Genomic DNA, 18,910 nt, shown 5'->3' with positions numbered 1-18,910 from the left:
GCACAATACGGATGCGCGACCGATCTTGTTAGTATAGTCCTTCCGCCATGGATATTCGGCAACTTCGGTACTTCATCGCCATCGTTGAGCAGGGCTCGTTTTCGCGGGCGGCGGCCGTCCTGCATATCGCGCAGCCTGCGCTATCGCTGCATGTGCGCAACATAGAGGCGGACCTCGGGACCCCCCTATTGTTTCGCAGTCCCCAGGGCGTTGTGCCGACGGAGGCGGGCGAGATTCTTCTGCGCAATGCCCGCATCATTCTCGATCAGCTGGTGGTGACCGAGGAGGAGATACGTGGGCACAAGAGCGACCCTGCCGGTGTCGTGCGATTGGGATTGCCGGGCACGATCAGCGAAATCCTCTCGGTCCCGTTGATCATCGAAGCGCGCCGGCGTTATCCCAAGATCCAGCTGCGCATTGCAGAAGCGATGAGCGGTTTCGTCCTGGACTGGATGCGCGAATCGCGCATCGATCTGGCGGTGATCTATCGCAAGGTTTCCGATGCGGGTCTGGCAACGGTCGAGCTTCTTGAGGAGGAACTTGTCTTCTTCGCGCCCGAGAAGGGGCTGGGGGAAGGCATTGGTCTTCCCGAACCCGGCAGGCGCCTTGGACTTTCCGATGTGGCCGGACTTCCTTTGATCCTGCCTGGCCAGGACCACGGCCTTCGCTCACTCCTGGATCAGCATGCAAAGGCCGCCAAGGTCGACCTGAACGTCAGTATCGAGGTCGATTCTTACTCCAACATCAAGGAATTGGTCGCGTCCGGGTTCGGTTGCTCGGTGCTGCCGCTCAATGCCGTGTCGCGGGAAGTGCAGGCGGGCAGCCTGCGGAGCTGGGTTATCGCGGACCCGCCGATTCGCCGTTCGGTGCATCTGGCATCGGCGATCGAGCGGCCGATGACCAATGCGGTTGCCGCCATCCGCGACCTGGTCGAGGAACTGCTGCGCGAACTCGCACGAAACGGCAATTGGGCCGGCGCAACCGACCTGCCGGACAGAGCCGGGGAAGCCTGATCTCTCCACCGCAAACCGTATAATTTAGCGCGGAGCACCAAAGCCCGCGCCAGAACATTTGAATATGGGGGGTGACGAATTTCTGAATTTGTCCTTCCGCCGAGTTAGCTGTCACTATCGCCTCATTCACCCCGCCACGGCTGACCGTGGCGGCGGTGCGGAGGAGATCGTTGCCTTGTGAAAATCCGCCGCGCGGTTTGCGCGCGATCATGGACGCATGGCACATGGAGGAGGGCAGCCGCGTGGCTGAAAACTATCCGCGTGAGGCCGGACTGCAGCCCGCAAAAGGCTGTTTCATCAACAACCGCTGGGAACCTTCGGCATCGGGACGTTCGCTGCCAGTGGTGGCGCCTGCGGAAGGTGTGATCTTTGCCGAGATCGCAGCAGGAAACGCCAGCGATATCGATCGGGCTGTGACTGCGGCGCGTGCCGCCTTTGAAACCGGCACCTGGGGACGCCTTACCGCTACCGAGCGCGGTCGCCTTCTGATGCGGCTGGCGCAGCTGGTTCTGGACAATGCCGAGGAACTGGCAGCGATCGAGGCACGCGATTGCGGCAAGCCCATTCGCGCCGCTCGTGCCGATATTCAAGCGACGGCGCGCTACTTCGAGTTCTACGGCGGTGCCGCAGACAAGTTCCACGGCGAACAGATTCCCTTCATGAACGGCTACTATGTCACCGGCGAACGCGAGCCGCTCGGCGTTACCGGGCATGTGATCCCGTGGAATTATCCGGCACAGATGACGGGCCGCACCCTTGGTCCCGCTTTGGCCATGGGCAATGCGACCGTGCTTAAGCCGGCCGAGGATGCCTGTCTGACCGTTCTGCGCATCGCCGAACTCGCTGCCGAGGCAGGTTTTCCTGAAGGATCGGTCAACGTCGTCCCCGGTCTCGGCCACGAGGCGGGTGCTGCCCTTGCTGAGCATCGCGGTATAGACTTCATTTCCTTCACGGGTTCACCGCAGGTCGGCACGCTGATCCAGACGGCGGCCGCGAAAAATCACATCGGTTGCGTGCTCGAACTGGGCGGAAAGAGCCCGCAGATCCTCTTTGAGGATGCCGATCTCGATGCCGCTGTTCCGGTCGTCGTGGCGGCCATCGTCCAGAACGCCGGACAGACCTGTTCGGCTGGCGCGCGCGTTCTGGTGCAGCGCTCGATCTGGGAGAAGGCGATTGCCCGGATCGCCGAGCGGTTCAACGCGCTCCGGGCCGGGCTGCCGAACGACGATCCAGACCTCGGGCCGATCATCAGCGCAAAGCAGAAGGAGCGGGTCGAGGGGTTCATCGCGCGGGCGAAGGAACAGGGCGTTCCCGTCATCGCCGAGGGCGGTCTCCATCCTAAGGCTCCGGCCGGCGGTTTCTATGTGCCGCCGGTCATCTTTGGCCCGGTACCCCGCGACAACGCGCTCGCCTTCGACGAGGTTTTCGGCCCGGTTCTCGCGGCCATTCCCTTTGAAGACGAGGCCGATGCGCTCGCACTCGCCAACAGCACGGACTATGGGTTGGTCGCCGGCGTCTGGACCCGTGACACGAGCCGCGCGATCCGAATGGCGCGGCGTCTGCGGGTCGGCCAGGTCTACGTGAACGCGTATGGCGCCGGCGGCGGCATCGAGCTGCCCTTCGGCGGCGTCAAGAAATCCGGTCATGGGCGTGAGAAGGGAATGGAAGCTCTCTACGAGTTTTCCGCGCTCAAGACCATTGTCATCAAACACGATTAGGAGAGGAAGCCATGACTGGAGAAAGAGGCCGTCTGGCAGGAAAGATCGCCATCGTAACAGGTGCGGGCGGTGGATTCGGCGAGGGCATCGCCAAGCTCTTCGCTGCCGAGGGTGCGAAGGTGGGCGTTCTTGACCTGCGCGGCGATGCTGCCGAGCGGGTTGCCGGGGAGATCGGGCCTGACGCGCTTGCGCTCACTGCCGATGTCACGTCACGCAGCCAGATGGAGGCTGCTGTTCAGAAAGTCGTCGACACGTTCGGCACGCCGAATGTCTTCGTCAACAACGCCGGCTGGACTCACCGTAACAAGCCGATGCTCGAGGTGACCGAGGAGGAGTTCGACCGCGTTTATGCGATCAACGTGAAGTCGATCTACCACATCACGAACATCATCGTGCCGCTGATGCGCGGGATCGGCGGAGGCTCCATCGTCAATATCGGCTCGGTCGCCGGCATCCGGCCGCGTCCGGGACTGACCTGGTACAACTCGACGAAGGGTGCGGTGAACATCCTGTCGCAGTCGATGGCTGTGGAACTGGCACCCGATAAAATCCGCGTCAACGCGATCTGCCCGGTCATGGGCGAGACGGGGCTTCTGGAGGCGTTCATGGGCGTGCCGGATACGCCCGAGAACCGCGCCCGCTTTGTCGCGACAATCCCGTGGGGCCGCATGTCGCGTCCCGACGATATCGCAAGGGCAACGTTGTATCTCGCCTCGGACGACGCCGAGTTCATCACCGGCGTGCTGCTGCCGGTCGATGGCGGCCGGACTGTCTGATCCCCGACTGGGCCCCTCCCCTGAGGGGCCCTTTTTTCCCTAGGACCGTGACCATGAAAATCCGCGCCGCAATCTTGAAGCAATCGCCGGCTGCGCCGCCTTTCGCGCAAAGCAGGCCGCTGTCGATCGAGGAGGTCGAACTCGACCCGCCCGGTCCGGAGGAGCTTCTGGTCCGCATTGGTGCGGCCGGTCTTTGCCATTCCGACCTGTCGGTGATCAATGGCAACCGGCCGCGACAGACGCCCATGATCCTCGGGCACGAGGCTGCGGGGACAGTCGTCGAGGTCGGCTCGGCAATTCGCGATTTTGTGCCGGGCGATCGGGTGGTGATGACCTTCCAGCCCAGCTGCGGCCATTGTCTGCCCTGCGCTGAAGGCCGTCCTGCCCTTTGTATTCCGGGCGCTGAAGCGAACGGCAAGGGCGTGATGATGGCCGGAGGGGTGCGGCTGCACTATTCCTGCGATGATGGCGATATCCATCATCATTGCGGCATTTCAGGCTATGCGGATCATGCCGTCGTTTCCCGCCACTCAGTGGTCAAGGTCGATGCGCCGGATGTGCCCTTTGCCGAACTCGCGCTTTTCGGTTGCGCGGTGCAGACGGGAGTGGGCGCCGTCGTCAACACTTGCCGAGTGCAGCCCGGGCAAAGCGTGGCAATCGTCGGGCTCGGTGGAGTTGGTCTTGCCGCGCTACTGGGCGCTGTTGCAGCCGGGGCGACTGAAGTGGTCGCCATCGATCCTTTCGAGGAAAAGCTCGCCATCGCCCGCAGTCTCGGCGCGACGCGCGCCTATAACGCGGCGGACAAGGACGTGATCGAGCGGGTGCGTGCCGATACTGGCGGTGGCGTCGATCATGCCGTGGAAGTGGCCGGCGCCGTTTCGGCGTTCGATATCGCCTACCGCATCACGCGCCGTGGTGGGCAAACGGTTTCGGCCGGGCTGGCCTCGCCAGTGGCGGAGTTCAAGATCCCGGCCGTAAATATCGTCGCCGACGAGCGCACGGTAAAGGGCAGTTACATGGGGTCGTGCGTGCCCCAGCGGGATATCCCGCGCTTCATCAACCTCTACCGTGCCGGAAAACTGCCCGTGGATCGCCTGCTGACCGATGTCCTGCCGCTGGAGGAAATCAACGAGGGATTCGACCGGCTGGACCGCGGTGAGGCGATCCGCCAGGTCGTCCTTTTCGACGCGGAGGAAATCACCCTCTGGCGGAACAAAAAGCGCGCAGATCTGATAAAATGATTATTGACTCAGAAATCATTAAGATGTCTGTTCGGTTTGGGAGAGGGCTGCGCCAAAAAAGGGGAGACGGCGTGTCCCTGCGTATCGCCGGCACGGCCGACAGCCGAAAGAGACACTGCCCGACCACAACCGGGCTGTGGTTGCGGCCTCGCGGCCTTTAGGGAGGAAAGCACATGCAAAGCCCTGTCGAGGGTCAAGCGGCCGCTCGTTCGGCGTCTGTCGCCGGTCTTTTGGGTGGCGCGGGCAAGATCCGCCTCGACCAACTGAAGATCGTTGCCCTTCTGTTTCTGGTGATCTTCGTGGCGTATTCGCTGATCCTGCCGGGCTTCTTCAGCATCGGCAATCTGCTCACGCTGATGCGCACCGTCGCCGTTCTCGGCATTCTCGGGCTCGGCATGGCAATCGTCGTGATCGGGCGAGGGATTGATCTTTCCATGATCGCAGCCCTTGCGGTACCCTCGGCGCTGGTGCTGATGCTCGCGGCGAAAGGTTACGGCGTCGTGCCCGCTCTGGGGGCCGGCCTGCTGATGGCCATCGCCATTGGCATCCTCAATGGCGTCCTTGTGGCCTATGCCGAAATTCCCTCGCTCTTCGCCACCCTTGCGGTCGGCATTGGCGTTGCCGGCATCGGCCAGATCGGTCTTTTCGACTTCGAAATCGTCTCCTGGCCACCTGAGCTTGATGTCATCGCCTGGATCGGCCGGGGCAGCGTGTTCGGCATTCCCTATTCCGTCCTGGCTTTCGCAGCGATGGCCGGCCTCATCGGCATCTTCCTGCGCCGCACGCGTCCCGGCATGTTCGTTTATGCCTCAGGCGATAACCCGGGCGCGACACGGCTGACCGGTATTTCGCTGCGTCCCGTGCTGGTGATGCAATACGTCATGTCGTCTTGCGTCGCCTTCTTCGCCGGCATGGTTCTGGCCGCCTCGTCGGCCAGCATGGACACGCGGATTTTCAACCTGACCTGGATCTACGACGTGATCCTCGTGGTCGTTCTCGGGGGCATTGGCCTTTCGGGCGGGCGCGGCGGCGTTACCAACGTGATCATCGGCACCCTGCTGATCGGCACCATCATGAACGGACTGACCATCATGAATGTGTCGTTCGAGATGCAGAACCTGGTGCGCGGCCTCGTGCTGCTGGTGGCGGTTCTGGCCGACAGCCTGATCAATCCGCGCAACGAAGAGACTTCGCAGCAAGGCGATATCTGACACTTGCCTGGCCGGTGGAGGATCGGCCAGGCAGACAACCTAATCAACGGGAGGAATGGAATGAACAAGCTTGCCAAAACTGTCTTTGGCCTCGCCATGGCGACCCTGATCGGGGCGGGATCGGCTGCCGTCGCGCAGACCAGCATGGGCGATCCGCTGCGCGAAACCTATTACTCGAATGTCAAGGACCGCAAGGTGGTCTTCGTGCCGGTCTTCATGGGGCTCGACCTGACCGAAGGCTGGTCGAAGATCATGGCCCGCCAGGCCAAGGAGCTCGGCTACAGCTATGAAGTCCGCAACTCGAACTTCAACACTGCCGCCGGCGCACAGACGATCACCTCGCTCATCAGCGAGAAGCCCGACGTCATCGTCGTGCAGAACCCCGACGTCCAGTCCTACGCCAAGCTGCTTCAGCAGGCTGAGAAGGCCGGCATCCGCGTGATCCAGCTGAACATGAAGACCAACTACCAGACGACCGGCTTCGTCGGCGCTGACGTGGAGCTGATCGGCGAGAAGCAGGCCGAAGCGGCTGTCGCCAAGTGCGGTGCCGGCGAACAGCCCGGCAAGGTTCTTGTTCTGGCCGGCCCGCCGACCAGCCCTTTCTCCGCCTACATGCTGAAGGGCTACGAGAACGTCCTCAACGGCAATGACAAGATCCAGATCGTTTCGGTCCAGTCGACCGGCGATTATGAATCCTCCAAGGCCAAGTCGATTACCCAGGTGGTGCTGCAGCAGCATCCGGATCTCTGCGCCATCCTCGGCGTATGGGACAATGCCGATGTAGGCACGGCCGCCGCGCTGCAGGAAGCGGGCAAGAAGCCGGGCGACATCCTCGTGACGACCTCCGGCGGCGGCGGCGAACTCGCCTGCAAGGGCCTGCGTGAAGGCCTCTGGCAGTACTATGTCAGCTACGACGTGCCGGGGCAGGGCCGCGATCTGAACGCCCTGATCCTCGCAGCACTCCAGGACAAGAACGAGGTCGGCTCGACCAAGACCGTCATCTACACGCCGCTCGTGACCTACACGCCCGAGACGCTCGGCGACGAGCGCTGCTGGTCGCTGGATACCCTGCGTTAAAGCAGTGTCAATCCGCAATCACCTCCCCCTCCCGCCAGCGGGAGGGGGAGGCGCGACGGACGTCGCACAAGCGTAAAGGCCAGAGGCATCGGATCATGAATACACTCGTAAAACTGCGCTATCGCTTCTGGCCGGACAAGGTTTTCGGCGAGCTGCTACAGAAGCCTTGGATGGAGACAGCGGTGCCGCTGCTCGTGCTTCTGGGCGTCATCGCCTTCTTCAGCACGCGGATTGACAATTTCATCTCCGTTGCAAGCATGTCCGACACGTTGCGGCAGGCGTGCGAGCTCGGCTTCGTCGTCCTCGGCATGTCGATCGTGCTGATCGTGGGCGGCATCGATCTCAGCGTCGGCTCGATCTATGCGCTGTGCAACCTGCTTGCGCTCTACTGTGTGAACGTGCTGGGCCTGGGCATGGTGCCTACCGTGGCAATCACGCTTGTTGCGGGCGGATTGCTCGGCGCGGTCAACGGCGTCCTGATCGGCTACTTCCGCATGCGCGCCTTCCTGACGACGATGGTCACGCTGATCGTCTACAAGGCCGCCAACGACATGCTGAATGCGAAGATCGGCGTGGAGATCTCGGCGAATTTTCCCGACGCGCCGGCCTGGGATTTCCTCGGCATGGGAACGTTTCTGAATGTTCCGATCATCGTCTGGGTCTTCGGCGTGGTGGCCATTGCCGGGCATATCTTCCTCACACGCCTCAGGGCTGGCTGGCATGTCCTCGCCATCGGCGGCAATCGCCGCTCGGCTTACAATACCGGCCTGCCCGTGAAGCGGGTGGTTGCGCTTTCCTATGTCGTATCCGGTGTCTTCACCGCTGCGGCGGCCATCTTCTATGCCTCGCGTCTTGCCTCGCCGGGTGCCGATACGGGCAAGGGTATGGAGATCGTCGTGCTGACGGCCGCGATCCTCGGAGGCATTCGTCTGGGCGGTGGCAAGGGATCGGTCATGAAGGCGATGCTCGGCACGCTGATCGTCCTGCTCTTGACCAACGGCATGCTGCGGATGGCGATGTCGGCGGGCGCCTCGCGGGTGATCCTTGCCTCCATCCTGCTTCTGGCCGCGCTCCTCGATATCCGCTGGTTCAAGAACCGCCACAAAGCCGTACAGGAACTCTACGTCAGCCCGGGCTATATGGAACTGCCGCCACCGCAGGCGACAGGGCGCGACAGCGGCTCACCCTACGCGTTGAACGACAAGCTGCGCGCGGTCGAGACCATCGGCCTGGGTGAAGTCGAGGCTCCCGAGGATGTCGTGCTCGATCGCGACGACAACCTTTACTGCGGCAACCGCCATGGCGACATCATCCGGTTCCTTGCGCCCGACTACAAAAGGCAGGAGGTCTATGCGCATATCGGTGGCCAGCCGCTCGGCATGGCGATGACGCAGGACGGGACCCTTTTCGTCTGCGTCGGCGGCATGGGTCTCTACCGGGTCAATACCGACCGCAGCGTCGCCAAGGTGACGGACGAGACCAATCGTTCGCTGCTTTCGATCATCGACGACAGCCGCCTGCGTCTGGCCGACGACCTCGATATCGCGCCCGACGGCCGCATCTTCTTCTCCGAAGCAACCGTACGTTACGAGATGCACGAGTGGCCGACGGACAGCCTCGAGGCGCGGGGCAACGGCCGAATCATCTGCTACGATCCGCGCACCGGCAAGACAAGCACGGTTCTGCGCAACCTCGTCTTCCCGAACGGCATCGTCATGGCATCGGACGGGCAGTCGCTGCTCTTCGCGGAAAGCTGGGCCTGCCGCATCAGCCGCTTCTGGTTTGACGGGCCGAAGAAGGGCACGGTCGAGGTCGTCATCGACGACCTTCCGGGCTACCCCGACAACCTCAACCGCGCCTCCGACGGCAACTACTGGCTGGCCATCATGGGCGTGCGCAGTCCGGTCTTCGACCTGGCGATGAAACGCCCTGCATTCCGCCGCCGCATGTCCAAGAAACTGCCGGGCGACGAATGGCTGGCACCCAACCTCAATACCGGCTGTATCGTCAAGATCAGCGAGAAGGGCGAGGTTCTCGACGTGATGTGGGATCTCGGCGGGGAAAACCATCCGATGATCACCTCCATGCGGGAGCATCGCGGCCATCTCTATATCGGCGGTATCCACAACAACCGCATCGGCCGGCTGAAACTGGAAAACGCTGCTCCCGATTTTGTCGACCTGAAGGTGACCCATGCTTGATTTTGTCGGACAGAAAATCGGTAGCCTGCTGGGGCGCGGAGGTTCGAGCCTTTCCGTGCCGATCCTCGACGGGGCGTTCAAGCCGAACAATCTTCTCGAGGAAGCGGAGGTTTTGCTCGAGAGGCACGACCTCGAGGACATGGCACTTGCGCCCGACGGAACGCTGTTCGTGGCAGCGGGTGCGGAGGTGCTCGCCATCGAGGGTGGCGCAGCGCGGCCGGTGGAGCGCCATGCTGACAGGATCACGGCATTGACCATCCTTCGGGATGGCAGCCGCGTGGTGGCGCTGGGTGACCGGATCGTGATCGAAGGCCGCGCGATCCCGGTCAGCGAGGCGGGCGGGCGACGCTTCAAGGCGATCACCGCGCTTTCGGCCATGGCCGACGGCCGTATCCTTATCTGCGATGCCTCTGCCCGTTATGAGGGCGAGCAATGGCAGTATGATCTGATGTCCAAGGGCCGGTCCGGACGCCTTTTGGCATTGGAGCCGAGCAGCCTCAGGGCTGAACTATTGCAGAACGATCTGGCCTGGGCTTGCGGCGCGCTGGAATGCAGAAGTGGTGTGCTGGTCTCGGAGAGTTGGCGCCATCGCCTTCGGTTTGCCGGCAAGGGCGATGCCACCGCAGAGCTTCCGGGTTATCCTGCCCGCATCACGCCGACGGCAGACGGAGGGTTCTGGCTCTCGCTCTTTTCGGGCCGGGCGCAAATCGTTGAATTCGTCCTGCAGGAGAATGCCTTCCGCCGCGAGATGATGGAGACGATCGACCCGAAATACTGGATCTCGCCGGCCCTCTCCTCGGGCGTGGATTTCCTGGAGCCATTGCAGAGCGGCGGCGTCAAGCACATGGGCATCCTGAAACCCTGGGCCCCACCGCGTTCCTACGGACTTGCCGTGCGGTGCGATGCGAACCGCATTCCCCTGATGTCGGTTCACAGCCGCGTCGGGGGCACAAATCACGGGATCGTCACGACGCTGGAGCGCGGAAACGAGGTCCTGGCTCTCTCCAAGGGAGCAGGCCGAATCCTGCGCATGGACCTTGAGGCGATCCGCATCACGAACGGCATCACGGGAGGCGTGGCATGACCCCCATTCTGGAACTGCGAGGCCTGACCAAACTCTACGCCCGTGTCCCGGCTGTGGAGAACATCAATTTCACCCTGATGCCCGGTGAGGTTCATGCCCTTCTGGGCGAGAACGGAGCGGGGAAATCCACCCTCACCAAGATGATCGCTGGCGTTGTGGAGCCCACGGCGGGGGAGATCCTGCTGAATGGAACCCCCATTCACCTTCGCACTCCGGCGGAGGCGCTCGAAGCCGGCATCGCCATGGTGTTCCAGGAAACGAGCCTCGTTCCCTCGATGACCGTGGCGCAGAACCTCTTCATGGGCAACGAACGGTTCTTCAACCGCCTGCGCGGAATCAACATCGCCGCGCAGCAGTTCATGCAGGCGCTGAATTTTCAGGTCGATCCGACGGCCATGGTTCAGACGCTTGGCGCCGCGAAGAAACAGATGATCGAAATCGCCCGGGCGATGCTTTCGAATGCGCGTGTGATCGTTTTCGATGAGCCGACCGCAACGCTGACCCCTGAGGAAAAAAAGCACTTCTTCGATCTGGTGCGCACGCTCAAAGGCCGGGGCGTCGCCATCATTTTCATCAGCCACGCTCTGGAAGAGGCGCTGGCGATCTCGGACCGTATCACCATCCTGCGCGACGGCCAGCATGTAGTGACCGACGCGACCACCAATTTCGACCGGGCGCGCATCGTGCAGTCCATGGTGGGCCGCGGCCTGTCGGAAGAACTCTATGGCAAGCGGAAGGACTTCGTGCGTCCACCGGGCGAACGCATCCTGCAGGTTTCCAACCTGCGGGTCGGCAACATGGTGCGCAACAATTCGCTGTCGGTCTTTGCCGGGCAGGTGACGGGCGTGTTCGGTCTCGTCGGGTCGGGCCGGACCGAAACCTTCAAGGTGGTTTCCGGTGCGATCAAGCGCAACTATCTCAACGGCGGCGAGGTCTTCATCCGCGGCAAGCGGGTGCGCTACCGCGTTCCCGCGCAAAGCCTGCGCGAGAAGATCGCCTACATCACCGAGGATCGTAAGGTCGAGGGCTTCTTCGAAACCATGTCGATCAAGGCCAATATCTTCATGGGCAAACTTGCAAAGGCTGGTTGGCGGAAGTTCTGGCTGCGCCGGTCTGAGATGAACCGGATCGGCGACGAATGGGGCAAGTCGCTGCACATCCGCGCCGTCAGCAAGGACGCCAAGGTGATCGAGCTGTCCGGCGGCAACCAGCAGAAGGTGGTGATCGCCAAGTCGCTCATACAGGACCCCGACCTCATCATCTTCGATGAGCCCACGCGGGGCGTCGATGTGGGCGCGATTGCCGAAATCCACCAGATGATCAACCGCCTGGCGGACGAGGGCAAGGCGGTGGTGGTGATTTCCTCTTACCTGCCCGAGGTGATGCAGCTCTCCGACCGGCTGCTGGTCGCGCGGCAGGGCAGAGTGGTCGAGGAATTCTCGCCACTCGACGCGACGGAGGAAAACCTGATGTACGCGGCCGTCCACTAGACCTGGTTTTCGGCTTTGAAGGCCTGCAAAAGAAAGCCCGCGCCATCCGGCGCGGGCCTTCTTTTTGACGTGGCGGGTATCAGCGGCGGATCAACGGCCGGGCCTTGGCAAAAGCGTCATTCAGCGCCGCCACACCCGTGCCCTGGGGATCCCGGCAGAAGGCGCCGAGATCGGCGATGCAGTCGGCCGGAAGCCCTTCCTGTCCTGCGGTCCGCACCAGACGTTCCTGCAGTTCCTCGAAACTCCAGGCGTAGTCCGATGCGGTCATGTTGCAGATCTCGGTCAGGATTTCGCCGCCGGTGAGCTGCAGCTCGATCCGGCAACAAAGGACCGGCACGCCCGCGTCGGCCACCAGATCCACTCTTTCAACCAGGGCATTGATCCCCGCATCGTGATAGTCGGTCATCATGGCCATGGACGGTGCGCCGCGCAGAAGTGTCTGGGCGATACAGAAGGGAATGCTCATCAGCGTGCCGCCGATGGTCGAGAACGGCCCCTTGCTGTCCATTCCGGCATAGCCGCATTCATAAGGGTTCATCCGCACCACGACGCGTTCGATCGTCCGCCCGCCGAGCTTCTCGCGCAAGGAAAGGGTGGCTGTCACCGGGGTTTGGTTGAAGGCGCAGACCGGGAAGGGCTTGAAGGCGACGCGCAGCGTCTGCCAGTCCCGACCGATCTTCGCAACCGTGTCCTCCACATCAAGGGATCGGCCCGCAAAAGCGCGCGCGAGGCCCTTGGCCCCCTCATAAGCTTCGCGCAGACTGACTGATCCGGACCGGGCGAGTTCCGCCGCTGTCCAGCCGGCCTGGGCCGTCGCGCCCACCTGATAGCGCCATTCGTCGGTTCCCTCCGCGAAGGTCTGCAACAGTCCACCTGAAAACGAGACAGCATTGCCGAGGGCTGCGCAGGTTCGTTCCGCGTCCATCCGGTAAAGCCGCGCGACGGCGGCGGCAGCGGCCCCCGTGCCAAAAAGCGTGGTCGCGCGAAAACCTCTCGGGGTCGTGTCGCCGGCCAGCAATTCCTCGAAAAGCCCGCCCACTTCATAACCGGCAATCATCGCCGGGATCAGGTCCGCCATGCTGGCTCGGCCGCTCTCGATGAGCGCCATCAAGAGCGGGATCATCACCGCACCTAGGTGTGCCGCCCCGCAGGTATCTTCCTGCCCCCGGCCATGGAAGAGGGCGCCGTTGGCCATGACTGCGCCGGTCACGCTTCCCATTCCGCCGCTGCCGAGGAAGGTTGCCTCGCCTGGACCGCCATACATCGCAACCGCGGCCGCGCGGGCCACCGGTTCATACGGCGTTGCGAGGCCTGCCATGGCGATCCCGTAACCGTTCAACAAGCAGGCGTGGGCCTTGTCCCACACCGGTTCCGGAATGGTCTCGCGCGTCAACGTCGAGGTAAAATGCGCGAGATGCTGCGCGATTGTCATGGTTTCCTCCCTCTGAAAGCCTCGTGACAAGCTATGGCGGGAAGGTCCATGATGTCAATAAAATGATAGTTGACTCAGAATTCATTTATGTTACGTTTTGCCCGGAAACGAGGGAGGAAATCATGTCGCAGCAGGCGCAGCTTGCAGGTCGGGTCATTGCCATTACGGGTGGCGCAAGCGGCATTGGCGCAGCCTGTGCGGAAGTTGCAGCCGCGCGTGGCGCGAAGGTCGCGGTGCTTGACCGTAACCTCGATCAGGCCCGTGTCGTCGCCGAGCGCATCGGCGGCAAGGCTTTTCATATCGATGTGACCGAGGAGCAGAGCGTCGTCGACGCCATCGCCGCGGTCGAGCGCGAAGTAGGGCCGATCGCGGGCGGAATTACTTCGGCTGGCATTGTCCAGACTCCGAAGCCGCCGGCCGAAATGGACATGGCGGTGTTTGATCGCATCTACGAGGTCAATTTCCGCGGTACGTTCTTGTCGCTACGGGAGTTGGCGCGCCACATGATCCCGCGCCGCTCGGGCAGCCTGGTCGCCCTGAGTTCGATCACCGCGCGTCGCTCGACGCCGCTTCATGCTTACGGGCCGGGCAAGGCTGCCGTCACCAATCTGGTCGAGGGGCTTTCAGGGGAGTGGGGCCGTGCCGGCATCCGCGTGAACGCCATCGAGCCGGGTTACACCCGTACGCCGGCGCTTCAGGCCCAAATCGATCTCGGCCACCGCGACGTTGCCCTCATGAATGCGAATTCCACGCTTGGCCGCATGGTCGAGCCGTCGGAAATCGGCACGGTTGCTGCCTTTCTGCTCTCCGATGACGCCTCGGCGGTCACCGGTGTGTCGATGGCGGTGGATGCGGGTTTCTATCAGGTGGGCTCGTGGGCGCCCTATGGTGGGGTCCGGGAATACTGAAATTCGGCAATAGCCGGACCAGCCGCCCGGGGAGAGGGCGGCTCTCAATAAAAGGAGGAGTGAATGACCGTATCCTATCGGGGCGGAATGTCCCGTCGTGCCTTTTTGTCGACTGCGGGTGCCATTGGCGCCGCGACGCTTGCCTGCCCGTCCATCCTTCGCGCGCAAGGTGCCGCGATCAAGGTCGGGGTTCCCACCATTCTGTCGGGCCGAGTTGCCATCCTGGGAGAAACGGCCTCGGTCGGCGCCAAGATGGCGGTGGACGCCGTCAATGCCGCGGGTGGTATCGACGGGCGCATGATCGAACTGGTCATTCGCGACACCAAGGGCAAGCCGGATGAGGCGGCACGCGTCACCCGTGAACTGATCAGCACGGATGGCTGCCAGGTTATCCTTGATGCCGAGGCCTCGGGCGGGGCGTTCGCCGTTCACGAGGTGGTGCGTGACACCGGAACCTATTGCGTGCATTCGATTTCGGAAACCTCTTCGCTGACCGCGGACCCCGCGAATACGGCGCACTGGATCTTCCGGTCGGGCCGGCAGGGTATCCATGACGCCATTGCGGGAGGGCTCTATGCGTCCGAGCTGGCGAAATCGGGCGTGAAGCGCTGGGCCACATGTTCGCCCGATTACGCCTATGGGCGCGACACGACGACGGAGTTCATGGAGTTCCTGGCGATCTTCGCGCCGGATGTGAAACTGGTCGGCGAAACCTGGCCCAAGGCATTCCAGCCCGACTACACCGAGAACATCACCAACCTGCTGAACCTTGCGCCGGAGGCCCTCTATACCTGCCTTTGGGGCGGCGATCTGGTGGCGTTCTTCGATCAGGCAAGCCTCTACGGCCTTTTCGATCAGTTCCAGACGGTGGCCGTCAACATGGGTGATGCGCCGGTTCTCGAGGCGATCAAGAACCTGCCGGCCGGCATCCATTCCGGCAATCGCTACCATAAGGATATTCCAGACAGCGATGCTAACGAGACCTGGAACGCCGAGTACCGCAAGTCTGGCAAGCTGCCGACGAACTGGGGCTGGCAGGCCTATACGGGAGCGCGCTTCGTGATCGAGGCGCTGAAGGCGACGAACGGTGGAACCGATCGCGACAAGCTTGCGGAAGCAACCAAGGGCCGCACCATCGACAGCCCGCACGGCGTTAACGGCACCGTCACCATGCGTGAGAGCGACAACACGCTGGTCGATTACGCAATCGGCTACGGCAAGACGATCTCCGAGGCGCCGTACCTCACCGATTTCAAGCCAACGGCCTGGGATGTGATCCTTGAGCACGAGATGGAGTGGAAGAAGCGCAAGGGCTTCATCTGATCCTCCCCTGCCGCGCGGCGTCTTTGCCGCGCGGTCCCATCTTGAAGGAAAGCCGCCGACGATGCTCGATCTTGACGCATTGCTGAACTGTTTCAGCGCGACCTCCTGCCTGGTCACGCAGACCTCCACCGGCATCATCATCGGGATGCTGCTTTTTCTCGTCGCGTCTGGTGTGACGCTCATCTTCGGCGTGCTGCATGTGGTGAATTTCGCCCATGGCGCTTTCTACATGATCGGCGCCTACACGGCCTGGTCGGCGTACAACGCGACGGGCAGCTACTATCTGGCTGTGCTGGCAGGCGCGGCTTCCGCAGCGGTCATCGGCGTTTTCTTCGAGCGTCTGGCAATCAGCAGGGTGTACAAGGAGAACCTGCTGATGCAGCTCCTGGTCTGCTACGCTTTCGTGCTCATCGCTGACGATGCGGTGAAGATGATCTGGGGTGCGGAATACCTCGCGATGGGTATTCCGGCCGAGTTCCGCGTGCCACCATACCGTTTCGCCGGTGGCGTGGTCCCGCCTTTCTACGTTTTCCTCGTCGCCACCTCGCTGGCGGTGGCCGTGGCCTGTCTCCTGCTCATCCGTTACAGCCGCTTCGGCAAGATCGTGCGGGCGGCAGCGCATAACGCCAACATGGTCTCGGTGCTGGGCATCCGCGTGCCTGTCTATTTCGCTGCGCTGTTCGGTCTTGGCTGCGCGCTCGCAGGCATGGCGGGAGCGCTTGCCGCGCCGGTTCGTTCCATGACACCGGGCATGGGGCTCTCGATCCTGATCGACAGTTTCATCGTTACCGTCATCGGCGGCATGGGATCGATCCCGGGCGCGCTACTCGCCGCGATCATGCTGGGTGTGACGCGCTCCTTCGGCAGCCTCGGCTTTCCGCTTTTCGTCGATGGCGTGATGTTCATCATGATGGTCGCGATCCTCGTCTTCCGCCCACAGGGGCTGCTCGGAGAGAGGCCGCTGCGATGAGCCGAATGCATCCCTTTTCCCATGCGGGCCTTCTGGCGCTCGCTGCCCTTTGCGGTTTCGTGCTCGTGGGCATCATCAGCCCCGGCACGTGGTTGCTCGACACGCTAACGGGGTTGTTCGCCGCAGGCCTTCTCGTGATGTCGCTCCATCTTCTGATCGGCTATACCGGCCTGATCTCCTTCGGCCATGCGGCCTATTACGCCAGCGGCGGCTACATCTTCGGCATGGTCCTGCAGACGCCGGCCTTCATCGCGGCTTGTGGAGCCTGGTCGGTGCCGCTCGCTACGCTGCTTGCATTCTGCGGAACCGGTCTCTTCGCGCTCGTCGTCGGTTCGATCTGCGCGCGGCTGTCGGAGATCTACTTCGCCTTCCTGACGCTCGCCTTCCAGATGCTCTTCGTTTCGATCATCCAGGGCCTGGTGGAGTACACCGGCGGCGACCAGGGGCTGACGGGCGGCATTCCGCGCCCCGCCTTCCTGGGTCTCGATCTGGTCCAGGCGCAGCATCGCTATGCTTTCTCCGCCTTCCTCTTCGTCGTCGGTGTGCTGGCGGTGCGGTTGATCACCCTGTCCTCGTTCGGCGCGAGCTTGCGCATGGTGCGGGACAACGAGCGTCGTGCGGCATTCCTCGGCGTGAACACCTACGCGGTCAAAGTTCTGGCCTTCACCGCTGCCGGATCGATTGCCTCTCTCGGCGGTGTCGTCCTTGCGGTCTTCACCTCCGCTGCCTACCCGGAATGGGCCAGCTGGTCGGTTTCGGGCGAAGCGATCTTCATGATCATGCTCGGCGGGCTGCACAGCTTCTGGGGGCCGCTCGTCGGCGTCGTGGTCATGCGTCTCATCAACGATGTGACGCTGCTCTACACCACCCATACCGAGCTGGCGAAGGGCCTTGCGATCCTTTTCGTCGTGCTTGTTCTGAAACGCGGCATCCTCGATTGGCTGACCGACTGGCGCAAGGCGCGCCGTGCGACCCTCTCCATGAAGGAGCAAGATCATGCTGCGCCTTGAAAATCTCGTGAAGCGGTTTGGCGGGATCGTTGCGACCAATGACGTTTCGCTGAACTTCCCTGCTGGTTCGCTCTCGGCAATCATCGGTCCGAACGGTGCCGGCAAGACCACGCTGTTCAACCAGATCACCGGCCATCTCGTACCCACCAGCGGCAAGATCTGGCTTGGGGATGAGGATATCACCGGTCTCAAACCGGTAGCCATCGTGGGCCGGGGCATCGGCAGGGCCTTCCAGATCGCCAGCATCTTTCCGTCTATGACGGTTCGTGAATCGCTTGCCGCCGCCGTAACGGCCCATCGTCGATTCGCCTTCGGGCTGACGAGCGCTTTTCCTCGCCGGGATGTGGCGGATCGGGCGGACGAGCTCCTGCATCTGCTCGGCATGGACAAAGTGGCCGATCGCATTTCGGGTGAAATTTCGCATGGCGACCAGAAGCTGCTGGACGTGGGCCTTGCGCTGGCACTTGAGCCCAAGGTTCTCCTTCTGGACGAACCGGCTGCCGGCATGGGGCCGGAGGAGCGCTGGCAGATGATGGCCACCGTCCAGCGCCTCTGGAAAAGCGCAAACATGACGCTGATTTTCATCGAGCACGACATAGAGCTGGTGTTCCGCACGGCGGAGGTCATCCACGTCCTGCGCTACGGCGCGGTGCTCGCCTCGGGTACGCCCGACGAGATTCGCGGCCATCCCGATGTGATCGAGGCGTATCTCGGCCGTGAAACTGAGGAGGAGCCGGCATGAGCGATGTCATTCTCGACATGAAGGGTGTCAACGTCTTCTACGGCGCTTCCCACATCCTCTTCGACATGGCGCTGGAGGTGAGAAAGGGACGCACGCTTGCGGTTCTCGGCCGCAACGGCGCTGGAAAGTCCACGACCATGAAGGCGATCATGGGCGTGGCGCCGATCCGTTCGGGCGAAGTCCGCTATGCGGGAAGCCGCATCGATGGGCAGGTGCCACATGCCATCGCACGCCGCGGCATCGGTCTCGTGCCTGAAGACAGGCAGATCTTTCCGCGCCATTCGGTCGACGACAACCTGCGTATCGCGGCGAAGCCTGGCGCCAGCGGGCAAAGCAACTGGACGATGGATAACATCTACGATGCGTTTCCCATCCTCGCGAAGATGCGCAGCCGCATGGCCGGCATGATGTCAGGCGGGGAGCAACAGCTTCTCTCGATGGCGCGGTGCCTGATGGGCAATCCCGATCTGATCCTGCTGGATGAGCCCTCCGAAGGGCTCGCGCCGATCATCGTGCAGGAGATCGGCCGCCTTATCCGGCGCCTGCGCAACACTGGCGTAACGATCGTCCTTGCTGAGCAGAACATGCATTTCTGCCTCGGAATCTCGGAGGACGCCGTCATCATCGACAAGGGCCAGATTGTCTATCGAGGCACCATAGAGGCGCTGAAGACGGACAAGGACATCACGAGCCGATACCTGGCCATCTGACGGA

Annotated in this window: 16 protein-coding genes; 15 read left to right on the top strand and 1 reads right to left on the bottom strand. The window is 62.6% G+C overall.

Going from position 1 to position 18,910, the window contains the following annotated elements:
• Nucleotides 1–47 precede the first annotated feature (47 nt).
• From ACM6UT_RS20100 to ACM6UT_RS20060, 9 genes are all read left to right on the top strand, one after another.
• On the top strand, nucleotides 48–1,013 hold the full coding sequence (locus tag ACM6UT_RS20100; RefSeq protein ID WP_064334736.1) for a LysR substrate-binding domain-containing protein: 966 nt from the start codon (nucleotides 48–50) through the stop codon (nucleotides 1,011–1,013).
• 242 nt (nucleotides 1,014–1,255) lie between these two features.
• Nucleotides 1,256–2,731 carry an aldehyde dehydrogenase family protein gene (locus ACM6UT_RS20095; RefSeq protein WP_416799123.1) on the top strand — a complete coding sequence of 492 codons (1,476 nt, stop codon included), beginning with the start codon at nucleotides 1,256–1,258 and terminating at the stop codon, nucleotides 2,729–2,731.
• Between the two features lie 11 nt (nucleotides 2,732–2,742).
• Nucleotides 2,743–3,507, top strand: a complete 765-nt coding sequence (locus ACM6UT_RS20090) for an SDR family oxidoreductase (protein WP_416799122.1) — start codon at nucleotides 2,743–2,745, stop codon at nucleotides 3,505–3,507.
• A gap of 53 nt (nucleotides 3,508–3,560) precedes the next feature.
• Nucleotides 3,561–4,748, top strand: coding sequence for a zinc-dependent alcohol dehydrogenase family protein (locus tag ACM6UT_RS20085; RefSeq protein ID WP_416799121.1), 1,188 nt, complete (start codon nucleotides 3,561–3,563; stop codon nucleotides 4,746–4,748).
• Between the two features lie 173 nt (nucleotides 4,749–4,921).
• The gene (locus ACM6UT_RS20080; RefSeq protein WP_416799120.1) at nucleotides 4,922–5,959 is read left to right on the top strand and encodes an ABC transporter permease; all 1,038 of its coding nucleotides are present in this window, start codon (nucleotides 4,922–4,924) and stop codon (nucleotides 5,957–5,959) included.
• Nucleotides 5,960–6,019: 60 nt separating this feature from the next.
• Complete coding sequence (locus tag ACM6UT_RS20075; RefSeq protein ID WP_416799119.1) at nucleotides 6,020–7,036, top strand: sugar ABC transporter substrate-binding protein; 1,017 nt, start codon at nucleotides 6,020–6,022, stop codon at nucleotides 7,034–7,036.
• Between the two features lie 95 nt (nucleotides 7,037–7,131).
• Nucleotides 7,132–9,237: an ABC transporter permease gene (locus ACM6UT_RS20070; protein WP_416799118.1), complete on the top strand. Its 2,106-nt coding sequence runs from the start codon at nucleotides 7,132–7,134 to the stop codon at nucleotides 9,235–9,237.
• The gene (locus tag ACM6UT_RS20065) at nucleotides 9,230–10,321 is read left to right on the top strand and encodes a hypothetical protein (RefSeq protein WP_416799117.1); all 1,092 of its coding nucleotides are present in this window, start codon (nucleotides 9,230–9,232) and stop codon (nucleotides 10,319–10,321) included. The genes ACM6UT_RS20070 and ACM6UT_RS20065 overlap by 8 nt, the downstream gene beginning before the upstream one ends.
• On the top strand, nucleotides 10,318–11,811 hold the full coding sequence (locus ACM6UT_RS20060; RefSeq protein WP_416799116.1) for a sugar ABC transporter ATP-binding protein: 1,494 nt from the start codon (nucleotides 10,318–10,320) through the stop codon (nucleotides 11,809–11,811). Before ACM6UT_RS20065 ends, ACM6UT_RS20060 begins: the two co-directional genes overlap by 4 nt.
• 79 nt (nucleotides 11,812–11,890) lie before the next feature.
• Here ACM6UT_RS20060 and ACM6UT_RS20055 read toward each other — a convergent pair whose 3' ends face one another.
• Nucleotides 11,891–13,243 (bottom strand): MmgE/PrpD family protein, encoded by a 1,353-nt coding sequence (locus ACM6UT_RS20055; protein WP_416799115.1) that lies wholly within the window; start codon nucleotides 13,241–13,243, stop codon nucleotides 11,891–11,893.
• Nucleotides 13,244–13,266: 23 nt separating this feature from the next.
• Here ACM6UT_RS20055 and ACM6UT_RS20050 point away from each other — a divergent pair, with 23 nt between their 5' ends.
• The 6 genes from ACM6UT_RS20050 to ACM6UT_RS20025 all read left to right on the top strand — a co-directional run bounded on the left by ACM6UT_RS20050 (nucleotide 13,267) and on the right by ACM6UT_RS20025 (nucleotide 18,906).
• Nucleotides 13,267–14,151, top strand: coding sequence for an SDR family NAD(P)-dependent oxidoreductase (locus ACM6UT_RS20050; RefSeq protein WP_416799114.1), 885 nt, complete (start codon nucleotides 13,267–13,269; stop codon nucleotides 14,149–14,151).
• Nucleotides 14,152–14,214: 63 nt separating this feature from the next.
• A complete protein-coding gene (locus ACM6UT_RS20045) occupies nucleotides 14,215–15,474 on the top strand; it encodes an ABC transporter substrate-binding protein (protein ID WP_416799113.1) in 1,260 nt (419 codons plus the stop codon).
• 61 nt (nucleotides 15,475–15,535) lie between these two features.
• Nucleotides 15,536–16,444, top strand: coding sequence for a branched-chain amino acid ABC transporter permease (locus ACM6UT_RS20040; protein ID WP_416799112.1), 909 nt, complete (start codon nucleotides 15,536–15,538; stop codon nucleotides 16,442–16,444).
• Nucleotides 16,441–17,454 carry a branched-chain amino acid ABC transporter permease gene (locus tag ACM6UT_RS20035; protein ID WP_416799111.1) on the top strand — a complete coding sequence of 338 codons (1,014 nt, stop codon included), beginning with the start codon at nucleotides 16,441–16,443 and terminating at the stop codon, nucleotides 17,452–17,454. The genes ACM6UT_RS20040 and ACM6UT_RS20035 overlap by 4 nt, the downstream gene beginning before the upstream one ends.
• Nucleotides 17,441–18,196, top strand: a complete 756-nt coding sequence (locus tag ACM6UT_RS20030) for an ABC transporter ATP-binding protein (RefSeq protein WP_416799110.1) — start codon at nucleotides 17,441–17,443, stop codon at nucleotides 18,194–18,196. The genes ACM6UT_RS20035 and ACM6UT_RS20030 overlap by 14 nt, the downstream gene beginning before the upstream one ends.
• Nucleotides 18,193–18,906 (top strand): ABC transporter ATP-binding protein, encoded by a 714-nt coding sequence (locus ACM6UT_RS20025; RefSeq protein ID WP_064334652.1) that lies wholly within the window; start codon nucleotides 18,193–18,195, stop codon nucleotides 18,904–18,906. The genes ACM6UT_RS20030 and ACM6UT_RS20025 overlap by 4 nt, the downstream gene beginning before the upstream one ends.
• Nucleotides 18,907–18,910: the final 4 nt, after the last annotated feature.

The organism is Ciceribacter azotifigens (assembly GCF_048159625.1).
Lineage (GTDB): Bacteria > Pseudomonadota > Alphaproteobacteria > Rhizobiales > Rhizobiaceae > Allorhizobium > Allorhizobium azotifigens.
Note: the sequence above shows the minus strand (reverse complement) of the source record. Positions and strands in the feature narration are given on the sequence as shown.